The 15,732-nt window shown below is 60.8% G+C and carries 15 protein-coding genes; 3 read left to right on the forward strand and 12 right to left on the reverse strand.

Annotated features, from left to right (window positions below):
* Positions 1-8: 8 nt before the first annotated feature.
* The gene (locus PR017_RS15190; protein ID WP_111222055.1) at positions 9-1,655 is read right to left on the reverse strand and encodes an ABC transporter substrate-binding protein; all 1,647 of its coding nucleotides are present in this window, start codon (positions 1,653-1,655) and stop codon (positions 9-11) included.
* 42 nt (positions 1,656-1,697) lie between these two features.
* Positions 1,698-2,759, reverse strand: a complete 1,062-nt coding sequence (locus PR017_RS15195; RefSeq protein ID WP_111222056.1) for a dipeptidase — start codon at positions 2,757-2,759, stop codon at positions 1,698-1,700.
* Positions 2,760-2,933: 174 nt separating this feature from the next.
* On the opposite strand from PR017_RS15195, the gene PR017_RS15200 reads away from it, so the two are divergent.
* On the forward strand, positions 2,934-3,443 hold the full coding sequence (locus PR017_RS15200) for a DUF1993 domain-containing protein (protein ID WP_111222057.1): 510 nt from the start codon (positions 2,934-2,936) through the stop codon (positions 3,441-3,443).
* 24 nt (positions 3,444-3,467) lie between these two features.
* On the opposite strand, the gene PR017_RS15205 is transcribed toward PR017_RS15200, so the two are convergent.
* Together PR017_RS15205 and galE are read right to left on the reverse strand one after the other, a co-directional pair.
* The gene (locus tag PR017_RS15205; RefSeq protein WP_111222058.1) at positions 3,468-5,018 is read right to left on the reverse strand and encodes an alkaline phosphatase family protein; all 1,551 of its coding nucleotides are present in this window, start codon (positions 5,016-5,018) and stop codon (positions 3,468-3,470) included.
* Positions 4,996-5,979, reverse strand: a complete 984-nt coding sequence (gene galE, locus PR017_RS15210; RefSeq protein WP_111222059.1) for a UDP-glucose 4-epimerase GalE — start codon at positions 5,977-5,979, stop codon at positions 4,996-4,998. Before galE ends, PR017_RS15205 begins: the two co-directional genes overlap by 23 nt.
* Before the next feature lie 43 nt (positions 5,980-6,022).
* On the opposite strand from galE, the gene PR017_RS15215 reads away from it, so the two are divergent.
* A complete protein-coding gene (locus PR017_RS15215) occupies positions 6,023-6,256 on the forward strand; it encodes a hypothetical protein (protein ID WP_111222060.1) in 234 nt (77 codons plus the stop codon).
* Between the two features lie 62 nt (positions 6,257-6,318).
* Here PR017_RS15215 and PR017_RS15220 read toward each other — a convergent pair whose 3' ends face one another.
* From PR017_RS15220 to PR017_RS15245, 6 genes are all read right to left on the reverse strand, one after another.
* Positions 6,319-6,606: a hypothetical protein gene (locus tag PR017_RS15220; RefSeq protein WP_111222061.1), complete on the reverse strand. Its 288-nt coding sequence runs from the start codon at positions 6,604-6,606 to the stop codon at positions 6,319-6,321.
* 643 nt (positions 6,607-7,249) lie between these two features.
* Complete coding sequence (bfr, locus tag PR017_RS15225; RefSeq protein ID WP_111222062.1) at positions 7,250-7,735, reverse strand: bacterioferritin; 486 nt, start codon at positions 7,733-7,735, stop codon at positions 7,250-7,252.
* A complete protein-coding gene (locus PR017_RS28315) occupies positions 7,701-8,012 on the reverse strand; it encodes a (2Fe-2S)-binding protein (protein ID WP_111222063.1) in 312 nt (103 codons plus the stop codon). Before PR017_RS28315 ends, bfr begins: the two co-directional genes overlap by 35 nt.
* Before the next feature lie 136 nt (positions 8,013-8,148).
* A complete protein-coding gene (locus PR017_RS15235) occupies positions 8,149-11,538 on the reverse strand; it encodes an error-prone DNA polymerase (RefSeq protein ID WP_111222064.1) in 3,390 nt (1,129 codons plus the stop codon).
* A complete protein-coding gene (locus tag PR017_RS15240) occupies positions 11,535-13,112 on the reverse strand; it encodes a Y-family DNA polymerase (protein WP_275113042.1) in 1,578 nt (525 codons plus the stop codon). Before PR017_RS15240 ends, PR017_RS15235 begins: the two co-directional genes overlap by 4 nt.
* Positions 12,997-13,941, reverse strand: a complete 945-nt coding sequence (locus PR017_RS15245) for an ImuA family protein (protein WP_240539115.1) — start codon at positions 13,939-13,941, stop codon at positions 12,997-12,999. Before PR017_RS15245 ends, PR017_RS15240 begins: the two co-directional genes overlap by 116 nt.
* A 163-nt stretch (positions 13,942-14,104) precedes the next feature.
* Between PR017_RS15245 and PR017_RS15250 the strand changes: the two genes are divergently transcribed.
* Positions 14,105-14,542 (forward strand): metallopeptidase family protein, encoded by a 438-nt coding sequence (locus PR017_RS15250; RefSeq protein WP_111222066.1) that lies wholly within the window; start codon positions 14,105-14,107, stop codon positions 14,540-14,542.
* Positions 14,543-14,550: 8 nt separating this feature from the next.
* Here the strand turns inward: PR017_RS15250 and PR017_RS15255 are convergent, their stop codons facing one another.
* Together PR017_RS15255 and PR017_RS15260 are read right to left on the reverse strand one after the other, a co-directional pair.
* Positions 14,551-14,757: a DUF1737 domain-containing protein gene (locus PR017_RS15255; RefSeq protein WP_111222067.1), complete on the reverse strand. Its 207-nt coding sequence runs from the start codon at positions 14,755-14,757 to the stop codon at positions 14,551-14,553.
* On the reverse strand, positions 14,754-15,662 hold the full coding sequence (locus PR017_RS15260; RefSeq protein ID WP_111222068.1) for an HpcH/HpaI aldolase/citrate lyase family protein: 909 nt from the start codon (positions 15,660-15,662) through the stop codon (positions 14,754-14,756). Before PR017_RS15260 ends, PR017_RS15255 begins: the two co-directional genes overlap by 4 nt.
* Positions 15,663-15,732: the final 70 nt, after the last annotated feature.

Consider the following 15,732-nt stretch of genomic DNA (forward strand, 5'->3'; position numbering starts at 1 on the left):
CTTCCGGACTACTCCTTCGATATCGGCCAGACGAAGTTGGTGTCGAAGCTCGGACCGAGCGCAAAGCCCTTCAGGTCCTTCTTGTAGGCAGCGACTTCGATCTGCTGGAAAATAATCGCAAACGGGCTGTTGTGCAGGAATTTCTTCTGCACGTCCTGGTACATCGCAGCGCGCTTGTTGGCATCCGGCTCGAACAGGGCAGCCCGGGTGATCTTGTCGAGCTCGGGAGTAACGAACGTGTTGCGCCAGGCCAGCGTCTTGGTCTTGCCGTCGTCGGAATTGTCCGGATTGGTGGTGAAGGTTTCCGCGTTGGAATTCGGATCCCAGTAATCCATGCCCCAGTTGCCGATATAGATATCGTGGTTGCGGGCACGATATTTGGTCAGGGTCTGCTTGCCGTCGCCCGGAATGATCTCGAGCTTGATGCCGGCCTGTCCCAGCGTCTGCTGGATCGACTGGGCAACGCCGGTGATCGGCTCGATATTGCGCACGTCCATGGTGACCGTGAAGCCGTCCTTGAGGCCAGCCTTGGCCAGTAGTTCCTTGGCCTTGGCGACGTCCAGCGTGAACGGCTTTTCCTCGAGCGCGCCAAGCACGCCCTTCGGCTCGAACGTCTGGCGGATTTCGCCCACACCCTTGATCAGCGTCTTGCCGATGGCATCGTAGTCGATCAGGTAACGGAACGCCTCCTGGACTTCTGGCTTGGCAAGGTTCGGGTTCTTCTGGTTGAGGCTGATGTAATAGACCGTGCCCTTAGGAGCGTTGGTCACGGACACCTTGCCTTCCTTGATAAGCTGATCAAGATCGCCCGGTTCGAGGTTGCGGGCAACATCGATGTCGCCGTTCTCGAGTGCCAGCCGCTGGCCGGAGCTTTCCTTCATGAAGCGATAGATGACGCGGGCAAGCTTCGGCTTTTCACCGTAGTAATTGTCGTTGCGTTCCAGCACGATCGCTTCGTTGGCGCGCCATTCACGCAGCTTGAAGGGGCCGGAGCCCGCATAGCCGGTCTTCAGCCACTCGTTGCCGAAATCATTGTCGTACTTGTAGTCGGCCGACGGCGTGACGGCCTTGACGTGGTCGAGCACGAGCTTCTTGTCGACGACATTGGCGACTGTGGAGGTCAGGCAATTGAGGACGAAGGACGGCGCATAGGCCTTGTCGACCGTGAGGGTGAAGGTTGTCGCATCCACAGCCTTCGCCTTGGTCGCAACGTTGTCGCCGGTCAGGCCAAACTGGGTGAGGATAAAGGCGGGGCTCTTGTCGAGCTTGACTGCGCGCTCGAACGACCATGCGACGTCGTCGGCAGTGATCGGATTGCCCGAGGCAAATTTCAAGCCCGGCTTCAGCTTGAATGTGTAGGTCAAATGATCGTCGGACACTGTCCAGCTCTCGGCTAGATCGCCCTTGACCTTCGTGGTGTCGGCGACGTCTAGGCGGACCAGGAGGCTATAGGTATTCCCGGTGATTTCGGCGGTCGAAAGTTCGTAGGCCTCGCCTGGGTCCATGCTGATGATGTCGTCGAACGCGAAGCCCTCGACCAGCGTGTCCTTCGGCGTCGCAGCAAACGAAGTTGCCGGGGCTGCTGCCATAAGGATTGAAATCGAGGCGCTTGCCGCAAGGAGACGGACGTTGCGGTGGATGGTGCTGATGATCATTTTCTATTCCCCTGTTTTTTAAAGTCTTATTTCTGCGAAAACTCAGTGACCGCTCGTCTCCCCCCAGGCGGACGCCAGCACCCGAAGCCAGTTTTCCCGGCATAATTTAACCAGATCGTCCTCACCATAACCAACGTTCCGAAGCGCAGCAATCAGCTTCTGGTTGCCGGCAGCATCGCCGATCTCGTCAGGGATGGTTGCCCCATCGAAGTCCGATCCGAGACCGACGCAGTCGATTCCCATGCGCTGCACGAGATGATCGATATGGCGCACCATATCCTCGAGCGGCGTATCGGCCTCGGAGCGTCCGTCGGCGCGCAACATGGCGGTTGCGTAGTTCAATCCTACGATGCCGCGGCTTTCCTTGATGGCGTCGAGTTGCCGGTCGGTGAGGTTGCGCGCTACCGGCGTCAGTGCGTGTGAATTGGAATGGCTGGCGACCAGCGGCTGGTCGGTGGTCTTTGCCACGTCCCAGAAGCCCTTCTCGGTAATGTGCGCGAGATCGATCAAAATTCCGAGCTCGTTGCAGCGCCGGACGAGAGCGAAGCCTGCCTGTGTCAGCCCGGGCCCGGTATCCGGCGACATGGGGAAGGCGAAAGGTACGCCGTGGGCAAAGACATTGTTGCGGCTCCAGACCGGACCGAGCGAGCGCAGGCCGGCGGCATGGAATGTTTCCAGCGCGACCAGATCCGCATCGATCGCCTCGCAGCCCTCCATGTGCAGCACCGCGGCAAAGACGCCTTTTACCATGCACTCGCGGATATCGCCGATCGACCTGCAAAGCTTCCACGCGCCATCACGATCTAGGCGCAGCGCAATCGCGGCCATCTCATGGGCAATGTCCAGCGACGGAGAGCGCTCGAGCGGAGCTGCCATCGGCGTCACGTAATTACCGTTGCGATCCGGCTCGGCAAAGACGAGATCGCCGGAGGGAATGTAGATGGCGCAAAGTCCACCGGCGAGGCCGCCGGCTTTTGCCCGCGCTGCGTCGATGTGCCCGCTGGTCGTTCCGTCCCGGAATTCGGCGACCGGATCGCTCCCCTTTTTCTGATGCGACCATAGTCGCAGGAGAACATCGTTATGGCCGTCGAACACGAGTTGCATATGCTATCCTGGGCAGGCTGCCGATCCATCGGAAGCGGCCAGCATAAAAAGGCTGACAGGATTCGCCATCCCCCGGAGAAAATAAAAATAGCGGTGGCATCCTGCGTCGAACGCACCACCTAAGGGCGGCAACGACGGCGACCCATCGCCCGCTGCACTACAAGGGAGATTTCCATGGCGCTTTCGATGTACCGCATGAGCATTCCGGTGTTTCAGCGTGGCCTGGCCACGCTCACGACCTATCTCGACAAAGCAGATTCCTACGCGACGGAAACAGGCAAGGATCCCGCGACATTGGTCGAGGCCCGCCTGGCACCCGACATGCTGACGCTGTCAGGCCAGATCCAGCGCGCTTCTGACACGGCCAAGCTGACCGTATCGCGCCTCTCCGGCATCGAAGCGCCGCGCTTCGAAGACACCGAAACGACCATCGCCGAACTGCGCGCCCGTGTGGAAAAGACGACAGCATTCCTGTCCTCGGTTGCTGCCGACGCGCTCGAAGGCAGCGAGACCCGCGAGGTGACGATATCGCCTGGTGGAGTCGCTACGACGTTCCGGGGCGACGACTATCTCGCAAGCTTCGCATTGCCGAATTTCTATTTCCACGTCGCCATGGCTCACGCCATCCTGCGAAACCAGGGCCTCACCATCGGCAAGAGGGACTATCTCGGCCCGCAAGGCTGACGTCCCGATCTCGCCGATTGCGGATCAGGGTCGGTATGTCACCGGCCCGTCTTCCGTCAACTCCGTATAAGCCAGCGTCTGGTCGAGATGCCGGGCCCGGACAGATAGAAGCCGCTCGGCATAGCGCAGCCGGGTAGCAAGGTAGGCAGGCTCTTCCGCCAGATTGTAGAGCTCAGCCGGATCGGCCTGCAGGTCGAACAGCAGCGGCGGCAGGCCGGCGAAATGGACATATTTGAAGGCCGCATCGCGGATGACCGACAGATTGCATTCGTTGGGCCGCAGACCGAAATGCTGCTCCGGCAGAGAGTGGCGAATATCGCGGAAATCAAACTCCCAGAATGCCGCATCCCTCCAGCCGGCGGGCGCCTCGCCGTTCAGGAACGGCACCAGTGTCTCGCCATCGAGGTGATTGTCCGCATCGAGGCCAAGCCTGTCGCAGAGCGTCGGAAAGATATCCACCGAGCTGGTGAACTGCTCGATGACGGTGCCGTTGCCGGTTGCCTTGGGATCGCGGACCACCAGCGGGATATGATAGCTGCCGTCGAAGAAGCCACCCTTGCCCAGCGTCCAGTGGTCTCCGGCCATTTCCGCATGGTCGGAGGTGAAAATGATGACGGTCTTGTCCCAGACGCCGGCATCCTTCAGCGCCTGACAAGCACGTCCGATCTGCGCGTCGACCTCGGCAATCATGCCGTAATAGATGGCCCGGATGGCGCGAAAATCCTCTGACGACCAGTCGCTGAGCGGACCGTCGCCACGATGGATATAGTAGCCCTGGTTATTTTGCGGCATCGCATAGGCGAGATAGGGATGCAGAGCATGCTCGTCTGCCACCGTCTCGGCACGCGCAAACTCGGGACCGTCCTCGGGCGTAAACATCGTGTTGTAGGGCGCAGGTACGGAAAACGGCGGATGCGGCCGCAGCAGCGACACATGCGCAAACCAAGGCGCCTCCTGCTCGCCGAGCCAGCGCTCGAACTCGCCGATCAGAAAGGCCGTCTGGGTCTCATCCTTCGAATAGGACGGCGCGCCGTTCGAGATTTCGCCGGGGCTGGCGCCGACAGGGATATGGATGTCCCGACTGGTCGCCTCGTCATGACCGCGCGCCCTCAGCCAGGACAGCCACTGCTTCTCGTGCTCCGGCAGCAGCTGGCGGGCGGTAAAGCCGGGCAGGACGCCCTCATAGGTCGTCATATGCGGATCGGCACCTTGGAGGCTGCGCGGGTCGGGCGCCGTATCGGTATAGCCGAAAAGGGTCGGCTCGTAGCCGCCGCGCCGGGCGGCAAGCGCCAGGTTATCGAAGCGAGCATCCAATGGCGACCCATTACGGCAGACACGCGTGTTCATCTGGTAGAGACCGGTATAGAGCGTTGCCCGCGCCGGCGAACAGGGTGCGGTGCCGGCAAAATGGCGCTTGAAGAGAACGCCTTCCGCAGCCAGTGCATCGATGTTCGGCGTCCGCACGGCGGGATGGCCGACAGCCGAAAGGCAATCGCCGCGCCACTGGTCGGCGGTGATCAACAGCACATTTGGCCGTTCCGAAGGGTTCTGGTCAGTGATGATTGGATTTTGCATGCCAGTTCCAAGCCGATTGAATGATCTGCGACAGGTCGTATTGCGGTGCCCAGCCGAGCACGGCCTTGGCATGGTCGTTGTTTGCGACGAGCGTCGTGGAATCACCCTCGCGGCGATCGACATACTCTACCGGGAACGGCTTGCCGGTGACGTCCTCGATGGCCGACAGCAGTTCCTTGACCGTCGTTCCCGTACCCGTCCCAAGGTTGAGCGCCACGGAATCACCGCCATCGAGCAGGTACTGGACGGCGCGAACATGGGCATCGGCGAGATCGAGAACGTGGATATAGTCGCGAACACAGGTGCCGTCGCGGGTTTCGTAATCGCTGCCGAACACCTTGAAGCCGGCCCGGCGACCGAGGGCCGCGTCGATTGCCAACGGGATTGCGTGGGTTTCCGGCTTGTGCCATTCGCCGACGCGACCCTCGAAATCAGCACCGGCGGCATTGAAATAGCGCAGGATCACCGAGCGGAAGCCGGTGTAGCGGTCATAGTCGGATAGCGCCTGCTCGACGATATACTTGGTCTGGCCGTAGGGATTGATCGGCACCTGCCGGTGGGTCTCGTCGAGAGGTACGCTCTGCGGCAGACCATAGGTGGCGCAGGTGGAGGAGAAAACGAAAGCTTTGATGCCCGCGGCTTGCGCTGCGGAGAGAAGGGTCAGCGTGCCGACCACGTTGTTTTCATAAAACGCGACGGGATCCTTGACGGATTCACCCACTTCGATCAGCGCTGCAAAATGCAGGATGGCTGCCGGCTTGTGCCGGGCGATCACCTCGTCAAGGCGGGCGCGGTCACGAATATCGCCTTCCTCGACCGGCCCCCATCTGACGAACTCGCGATGACCATTCGAGAAATTATCGTAGACGACGGGCACGAAACCCTTGTTTGCGAGATCGAGGCAGGTGTGCGAGCCGATATAGCCGGCACCCCCCACAACGAGAATTGTTTCCCCGGCCATGCAACAGTCTCCCTCTATCTAAGCTGTCAAAGACTTAGACGAGTTGGGAGACAAGAAAAAGGCATCGGCGGTCGAAAATCAGAGTCTGGCCGTCGCGCGTCCATGCGTGGAGGATCTGCGCAGAAAAACCGAGCTTTTTTGGGCCTATCTGGTTGCGACATTGGCGAAGCGGCTCAACGCTCTTTCCGAGGAGAGCAAATGGGCCGATCGCACGCTGAGATGGACGGAGTTGCCATCTCTGCTGGACACGGCGAAGCCGCCGATGCCGGCGACATGACTTCTCTTGATTTGAAATACCGCTTGCCTGACAAGGCGTGGCTATGAGCCCTGCGGGGATGCCTACTTGTTGCGCATCAGCCAGATCTTACCCGCCATGGTGATTTCATGGCAGTCCAGTTCCGGCGATTCTTCCTGGTTGCAACGCTCGATGAGACCCATTTCGCGCAGTTCTTCCAGGGTGGTGTTGGTGAGGAATTTAACCTTCTGCGGCCGCTCCTTGAAGCGGTCGGTCTTGGCATAGGTCACCACGGCATTCAGGTGAGTCCACTTCTTCGGTGGCAGCGGAAAAAGCTTCCCGTCCTTGGCAAGCTTCAACCCTCTGATCTGAGTCGGTGTGAGCGTAATCATCGTGTGTCCTTGGATGCTAAAAGTTGTGCCTGACGGCCAAAAAGAGGGCTTGATCGACCCTCTTGTTTTTCTCTTGAAGCTCTCCCTAGCAGATCAATCGGCAAAAAGATAAGGATCTGTGCACGCCGACGGCGTTTCAGCGTGATCAAGGCTAACGCGACCCCACTATTGGCCGGGGCTGACGTCACCGTGACGCTTGTTGCGTGCGTCCTTGGAAGGAACAAATGCCAAAGTCTGGCTAGGCCACTGGCAAGGGTTCACCCCATGTCAAAGTCCACAACGGCTCGCCGGCCGGCATATGCGTATATGTAAAGCGCTCGGTCACATCAGTGCCAACTACGTCGACGATCCACTCCGTCGGTGACCGACGACAAAGCGCCTTCTGCTTTAACCATGAACTGAATTGCTGTCTGCTCCCGCAGGCAGTTTCCATTTGTCCGTTCGGCAGCTCAAAAGCCCAGTGTATCATCGCCATGCTCTAACTTTAAAAAAGTTGGATAGCAGGCAATTCTTACGGCTGCCTGAGGCAGACCGTTCAATAGGACACATTTTTTGACGTTACATTTCTGCACCGCGCCAAGCGAAACCGGCAGGCCAAGGCAAAAAAAAGCGGCAGCCTTTGCAGGCTGCCGCGTCTATGAAACTACTCGGCTGCGTCGGCCGAATCGGCATTGAGCTGCCCGTATTTCTCGGCGCCGATCTTGGCGAAAAGTTCGAGTTGGGTTTCGAGGAAGTCGATATGACCCTCCTCATCGGCAAGCAGCGTTTCGAAAAGCTTCATCGAAACATAGTCGCCGGCATCATGACAGATATCGCGCGAAATCTTGTAGGCGGCACGCGCGTCGTATTCGCCGGCGAGATCTGCCTCCAGCACTTCCTTGACGGTCTGGCCGATACGCAACGGTGCAAGCGTCTGCAGATTGGGATGGCCTTCGAGGAAAATGATGCGGGCGACGAGCTTGTCGGCATGCTGCATCTCTTCGATCGATTCGGCGCGTTCTTTCTTGGCAAGCTTGGTGTAGCCCCAGTCTTCGAGCAGCCGGTAATGCACCCAGTACTGGTTTACGGCACCGAGCTCGAGGAACAGTGCCTCGTTAAGCCGCTCGATGACTCTTATGTCGCCTTTCAATGTCCGCTCTCCTTTGGTCTTCGTGGAACTTTTTAAGACGGGACATGAAATCAACTATTTCGACATCCGTCGAGTGGCGACGGGCATGATAGTCTTCGGTTGTCTGTATGATCAGGTCGACCACGCCGGGAAAACAGCCGCAGCAGCGTCCGCGCTTCGACATCGCATGATAGACCTTCGACGGCACGATCAGCTGCCAACAGTCTTCGTCGAGCAGCTCGTTGATGACTGCCCGGATATCGTGATCGGTGATGTAATTACAGCTGCAGACCAGCATGGTTCTTCAGTCCGTCAAACATGACACTTGCTATCCTGTTTTTGATAAAGAAGAGACTGGATGTCAAGAAAGATTCTGATGCCGGCTTCCACAGGATGTCGCGAGTGTGTCACATCGCCGTGAATGGCGAGTGTTTTCAATGAAAATTCCGCCCCTTGGGCATGACACTGGCAGTCCCGGAGATATCCGCAAGATCCGGGACATCCCTTTTCACCGCCCTTTCACGCGCTAGGCGCTCGAGTTGCAAGGCCAGTTTCTTCTGCCGATGGTCGGCCGTTGGACGCAACGCTTCGTCCGCTCTCTCGCTCGCGCCGAAACGCCTTGCTTCACGCTGCAGGATGCCGAGTGCAGGGGTCAGGTCCTCGAGGTGATCGGCAACCACGTGAATGACGCCATTGGCACTTTGCAGCCGCCCATGGATCTTCACCAGCCGCGCGCCCATCGCAATCGATCGGTATTTCTCGAAGATTTTCGGCCAGACAATGGCGTTGGAAACGCCCGTCTCGTCCTCGAGCGTCAAGAAAACGACCCCCTTTGCAGACCCCGGCCTCTGGCGCACCAGCACCAGACCGGCAATGATCAACTTGCGGCCGGATGGAACGGTAAGCAGATCGACATTGCGAACAATGCCCATCCCGGTGAACTCGGTGCGCAGGAATGCTACCGGATGCGCCTTCAGCGAGAGCGACAGGGCACGATAATCCTCTATCACCTCTTCGCCCGGCAACATGGTGGGGAGGGTAACCTCCGGCTCGACCTGCAGATCGGCCCTGTCGGCGAGATCGAACAGCGGCAGGTTCTCAGCCGCATTTTTGGCATCCAGCGCCCGCACGGCCCAGAGAGCCTCCCGCCTGTTGAGACCGATTGACCGGAAGCCATCGGCATCGGCCAGCTTCTCGATATCGCTTCTCGTCAGCCCGGACCGCAGCCAGAGATCGCGCACGGAAACATATCCGGCGCCGCGCCGTCCCACGAGGAGGTCCCTCATGTCGCCCTCCGATACTCCACGCACCTGTCGAAAGCCCAGCCGGACGGCCTTCTGCGTCCGGATCACACCCTGCATCGATGCATGCCTAGGGTCGATGGCGTTGGGAGAAGGTGCATCTTCAAGGATCGAATCCCACTCCGACAGATTGATATCGACCGGGCGAACGTCGACACCGTGCTCACGCGCATCGCGAACCAGCTGCGCCGGCGCGTAAAAACCCATCGGTTGCGAATTCAGCAGCGCCGCACAGAAGACGTCCGGATAATAGGTCTTGAACCAGCAGGATGCATAGACCAGCAAGGCGAAGGAGGCGGCATGGCTTTCCGGAAAACCGTATTCGGCAAAGCCTTCGATCTGGCTGAAGCAGCGCTCGGCAAACTCCTGCGAATAGTTGTTGGCCAGCATGCCGGCGATCATGTCGTCCCTGAATTCGTTGACCTTTCCAGATCGCTTGAAGGTGGCCATCGAGCGTCGCAGCCGGTCGGCCTTGGCGGGAAGGAAGCCGGCTGCAGTGATGGCGATCTGCATCGCCTGCTCCTGGAACAACGGCACGCCGAGGGTGCGCTTCAGCACTGCCTCCAGCGCCGGGCTCGGATACTCGATCTCCAGGCCGCGGCGCTTGTCTTCCCGACGCTTCAAGTAGGGATGCACCATGTCGCCCTGGATCGGCCCTGGCCGGACGATTGCCACCTCGATCACCAGATCGTAGAACTCCCGTGGCCTCAGGCGCGGCAGCATGCTCATCTGCGCCCGGCTTTCGATCTGGAAGACGCCGATCGTATCCGCCCGGCAGATCATATCGTAGACGGGCTCGCCGTCCTGGTGATCGTCGTTACCGAGATCGGCGAGCGTCTTCTTCACCTCGTAGTGCAGCGCCAGCATGTCGAAGGCCTTGGCAAGGCAGGTCAGCATGCCAAGCGCTAGGATATCGACCTTCAGGATGTCGAGTACATCGAGATCGGTCTTGTCCCACTCGATCATATAGCGATCGGGCATGGCGGTGTTCATGATCGGCACGATCTCGTCGAGCCGGTCGCGGGTAATGACGAAGCCGCCGACATGCTGCGTGAGATGGCGGGGAAATCCCATCAGTTCGGAGGCATAGGACAGCACCCGCTGCGTCGTTTGATCCGAAAGATCGAGCCCTGCGGCGCGCGCCTCGCGCTCCGACAGATCGTCGGACGACCAGCCCCAGACGGTGCTTGCCAGCGCCGACTGTACGTCCTCGGAGAGCCCGAATGCCTTGGCGACCTCGCGGCCGGCGGAGCGGGCGCGATAACTGGTCACCGCCGCCGTCAGGCCGGCATGGGCGATGCCGTAGGTCCTGTAGATATACTGGATGACTTCCTCGCGGCGGGCATGCTCGAAATCGACATCGATATCCGGGGGCTCGTCGCGGTCCATGGAGATGAAGCGCTCGAACAGCAGCGTGCTCTTCTCCGGATTGACCTCGGTAATCTCGAGGCAATAGCAAAGCGTCGAATTGGCCGCCGAGCCCCGCCCCTGACAAAGGATATTCAGTTCGTAACGAGCGTGCTGGATGATCTTGTGAACCGTCAGGAAGTAGGATTCGTAGTTCTTTTGCCGGATGAGATCGAGCTCATAGGCGATCTGCGTGGAGATTTTCTCCGGCACGCCACTGGGATAACGGCGCGCGGCGCCGAGCCATGTGAGCCGCTCCAGGGTTTGCGCCGCCGTTTCCCCCGGTGCACTTTCATCCGGATAATTATGCTTCAGTTCGTCCAGCGAAAACCTCAAGCGGGCAAAAAAGGCCTGCGTGTTGGCGACCGCCTTGGGATAGGCCTCGAAAAGCCGCGCCATTTCACGCGGTTGCTTGAGGTGGCGCTCTGCGTTGGGCGCCAAAAGAAATCCGGCATCGGCAATCGTCACATGCTCGCGGATCGCCGTGACGATATCGGCAAGCGGGCGCCTCTGAGCGCCATGATAGAGAGGCTGGTTGGTGGCAATCAACGGCAACCGCGTCTTTGCAGCCAGCATTGCAAAGGCTTCGAAGACGAAGCGGTCTCGGCCGTCATAGGATGGCGACAGGGCCAGATGCATCTGCTGCGGAAAGCGACCGCGCAACCGCTCGAGACAGGTCGTCAGCGATTTCCAGCCGGCAGCATCGGAAACGAGGGCAGGGTCGGGGACAACGGCCAGCATCATGGCGTCCCCCCAGGCACACAGATCCTCTTCATGCAGGATACAGCAGCCCTTTTCCGTTCTGAGGTTGCCGGCACTGAGCAGCCGGCAAAGATGGCCCCATCCGGCCCGGTTCTCCGGGTACGCAAGAATATCCGGCGTACCGTCGGCAAACACCAGCCGCGCACCGGGCTGGAATCGATAGCCGTTCTGCCGGGCGATCGCATGGGCGCGCACCACCCCCGAAACGCTGTTGCGATCGGCAATGCCAAGGCCGGTCAGGCCGCAGGATTCGGCCGCCACGACCATTTCCTCCGGACTTGAGGCGCCTTCAAGGAACGAGAAATTCGTTCTCGCCCCGATCTCGAAGAACATAGGCGCCGGGCGCGGGCTCATGCGAAAACCCCGTGCATCAGCCAGCGCGGCGACGCGCCTTGCCCATAGAGCCCCTCGCGAAACATCCAGAAGCGGTGGCCGCTCTGTACTTCCAGCCTGAAATAGTCGCGTGGCGGGGCCGCCTCGCCATCCAGCCACCATTCGCGTGCCAGCCTCTCCGGCCCCTCGGCGCGCAGCACCTCGTGCATCGTTCGCCGCCATCGAAATCTCTGTGGCGGTCCCTCCGGCACCTCCGCCATGAACGTCTCGACAGGCTCCGGCGTCCGGAACAGCCGCAGCGGTCGCTCGGACCGGCCGGCCCCGACCGTCGGGCCGGTCGTCTGTCGCGGCTTGTCGGACAGCACGTCCGCTGCGGGCACGAACAGCGCCGCCCGCTCCGGCACGTGACTTTCCGCCAGTTCCAGCGCCTGCAGACAGGCGCGCCCGAGCCGGGCTGCGACCTGGTCGACAAAAGCGGAAAGCGACTGCTCCGTTGGTCCATCAGCAGTGAAGTCCGCCTGCAACGCATCGAAGATCTCATGCTGCAGCACGTTAAGGCGGACGATCTCGTAGCCGAAGCCGGCATCGAGATCGTCATGCACGGCCTTGATACGCTCTGAAAACAGAGAAGCGATACGTTTTGGCTCGCGCAGCGGCTTCGACGCACCGGCCGAAATCCGGAATACGGCGCCGTCGACCCTGAACAGCAGCAGTTCGAACAGCCGACCGCCGATACCGCGGGCTTCCAGCCCTGGCTTCAGGGCAGCCCCGAGCTGGCCCGCGAGCATAAGAATATCCTCCTCGGCCTGAACAGGCTCGATGAGGCGTCGTTCGGCAGAAAGGCTGGCCACTGGCCGTCGCGGCGAAATCGGCTCCTCGTCAAGGCCGAGCGCCTGGTCGAGGCGCAAAAGCAGATGCGCGCCGAACCGTCGTGCCAATGGCGCCCGGGCGGCAGCGATGATATCGCCGACCTGCTTCAGGCCTAGCTTCTGCAGGGCGGCGACGGTCGGTCCGTCGAGCCTGAGCGACGCCACGGGCAATGGCGCCAGCACAGTCTCCATCTCATCCGCTTCGACAATGCCGCTGCGGCCAAAGCGTGCGACGGCCCAGGAGAGGCCCGGAGAAGATGAAATGGCGCCCCGCACCTCGAGACCCAGATGGAACAACCGGTGCAGCACATCCTTCAGCAGTGCCCGCTCACCCCCGAAAAGGTGGGCGCAGCCGGTAATATCGAGGAACAGGCCGTCACGACCATCCAGCGATACCAGCGGCGTATAGCGGTCACACCAGTCGGCCATCGCCTCCAGCAGTCGCCGGTCGGCCGCATCATCTTCCTCGACCACATCAAGGTCTGGACAGATGGCCCGTGCCTCGGCCACGCCTTGCCCCGGCTTCAGACCGATGCCCTCGGCCGCCGCTTCCAGGGCTATCAGCCGCATGGCATTTTTCACCCGCCCGGCGCAGACCAGCGGCGGCGTCTCAGGACGCCCGGTGGTACGCCACGACAGACCCCAGCGCTTGCGGGCGATCCGGTCGGTCGACAGCCGGGGAAATGTGAGGGCCAGAATGCGCTGCTGGCCGTTCGACAGCGGCAGGCTGCCGGTTGACAGGGGAAAATTGGCGGTCATGGGCATTCCATTCGAGGACAAATGATAAGGGAGCCGGGTTGCGGCTCTTTTCCAGGGTGAGACGGAAGGACGGGTTACCGATACTGCCGCCCAGCATCGATCCGTCCGGCAAAGGCCGCGCCGAGGCCGGCGCGGGTTCGATATGAAGGCGCAGAAGGGCGCTGCTGGCCTCTTCCTGCCCGGCTTGCCTGAGGACAAACAGCGGTCGCCCGGCAGCCTTGGCCCGCAGGCTCAGCCGGCGACTTTCCGTCAGGCCGAAATGGGCGGGATTGCCGCGCACCTCGAGCACGACGAGGGTAAAGACGGCACTGGCAAGCGCCTCCTCCGCCAGCCACAGCGCCTCTTCGAGTTTTCGCGGCGCCGCGTGCAGGAAGCCGCGTGGCATGACGCCGAAATCCTGTAGGCCCAGGGCATAGGGCAGGCCTGCTTCCAGCATTACCATCGTCTCGCCGATCCAGAGGACCGGCGAGACGCCGGCATGGTTGTCGCGCGCCCTGAGCCTTGCGGCTAAAGCCAGCACGAAGCCGGTCGCAGCCCCTGCATCACGCAGGCTGGAAGAGCGTATCTCGGTCAGCGCATCGAGGGGAAAGCCCCCCTTGAGCGCCACATCGAGATCCGCAACACCGCTCGAGAGCAGCGCCTTCCCCACGGAACGAGCCTTGCCCGAGGCAGCACTTTCGTTGCCCAGGCGATCGTGCTCGGTCGCCAAAATGGCCGTCACGGGCTTGCCTTCCAGACGGGCGATGGTTTCGCGCAGGGCAAAAAGCGTCTCCCGCGCCACGGCATTGCTAGCCATGGACGTTAGCTCCTGAGTAGATTGTTCCTGTTATGTTCTTATAGATTCCAGAGCGCTAAAGAAGAGTCAACAGGGATTCTCTGTGAATTTATTCCTGCCTTGAATTGGCTCTCGAAAAATTTCCCCAAAGCCTCTATATGGGCCGAAAGAAGGGAATGAGATCATGGCCCGCATTGACCAGAGCGACGATTGGCGGGACCGCCACGCGCCGACAATCAGCGCATTCGAGTCGCTCGCTGCCGAAGCCTACGGCCATCTGCCGGAGGAATTCCGTGCTCTGACCGGCAACCTGTCGATCGAGGTCGAGGATTTCCCGGATGATGAGATCTTCGATGACATGGCGCTGGAAACGCCTTTCGACCTGCTCGGCCTGTTCGAAGGCCGCGGCATTTCCGAGCGCTTTACGGTAGAGACCGGCGAGATGCCCAACCGCATCCGCCTCTATCGCCGGCCTATCATCGATTACTGGGCCGAGAACGACGAGACGCTGGGCGATATCATCACCCACGTCCTGATCCACGAAATCGGCCACCATTTTGGCCTCAGCGATGACGATATGGAACGCATCGAGGCCAGCGCCGAGGAAGCCACGGATCGCTGACGCCCGCTCTACTGCTCCGACAGCTTCATGTCGGGATAGTAGTCCTTGCCCGGAACGTCCTTCACGACGGCCTGGCCGCACTGCATGACGCCGGTTGCGGCATTGAAGGCATAGGTCGGCGAACCCGACAGCACCCAGCCCTTGGAAAGGGCCGCCGATACCTTGTGACAGAAGGCGGAATCGTCCGGGCCGGTGAGGAAGCGATAGAGTTTCATGACGACGTCTTTCGGTCTGCAATGAGATCGGCTTTATGGACCAGTCCCTCCGCCTCGACAAGATGCAGCCGCTCGACCATCTGCCCGTCGAGATCAATGACGTTGAGCCCGGCGGCGGCGGGCTCGGCGAAGGCAGCAATGATTTTCCGCGCCTGCGCGACGGCGGCCTCGTTGGGGCCGAAGTGGCGGTTGGCGGCGTCGATCTGGGCCGGATGGATCAGCATCTTGCCGCCAAACCCCATGGCCCGACCTTGGGCGCACTCATCGGCAAATGCGGAAAGATCCCTGAAATCGTTGAAAACGCTATCGATCGCGTCGAGCCCGTAGGCGCGGACTGCCAGCACCACCTGCATCAGCCAAGGCACCAGATAGGTCCGTCCTGGCAGTGCCGGAACGCCGGTTTCCTTGCGCAGGTCGTTCAGGCCGACGACGAAGCAGTCCAGCCTGGAACCGCCTGTCCGGCCGAATTCGGCAAGGGCGGCAACATTGAGAATGCCCCTTGGCGTCTCGATCATCGCCCAGATGCGCAGCTCCTCCGGCGCGTCCGCATCGGCCAGCCGGTCGCCGACTGTCATGATGTCCTGAGGTTCGTCGACCTTGGGCAGCAACACCGCATCCGGCCGCAGCGCCAGCACGAGGTCCAAGTCGGCCTTGCCGAACATGGAATCGAGCCCGTTGATCCGGATGATCAGTTCCTTGCCGGGAGGTTTCGGCCCGGCAAAGAAGGCACGCACATTGTCCCGCGCTTCTTCTTTACGCTCCGAGGCAACGGAATCTTCCAGATCGAAGATCACCGCATCGCAATCGAGATCGTGGATTTTCTCGAGCGCCCGGCGGTTGATCGCCGGCACGCTGAGGACGGAACGGCGCAGGCGCGCGGAACGGGTGTGCGGAAAACGGCTCATAGACGACTTCTGCCAATCTTTGCTGCAGCAGGCAAGACAACAAAAAGCCACTCTCCTCTTGCATAGCAGC

This window comes from Rhizobium tumorigenes, from assembly GCF_003240565.2.
Taxonomy (GTDB): Bacteria; Pseudomonadota; Alphaproteobacteria; order Rhizobiales; family Rhizobiaceae; genus Rhizobium; species Rhizobium tumorigenes.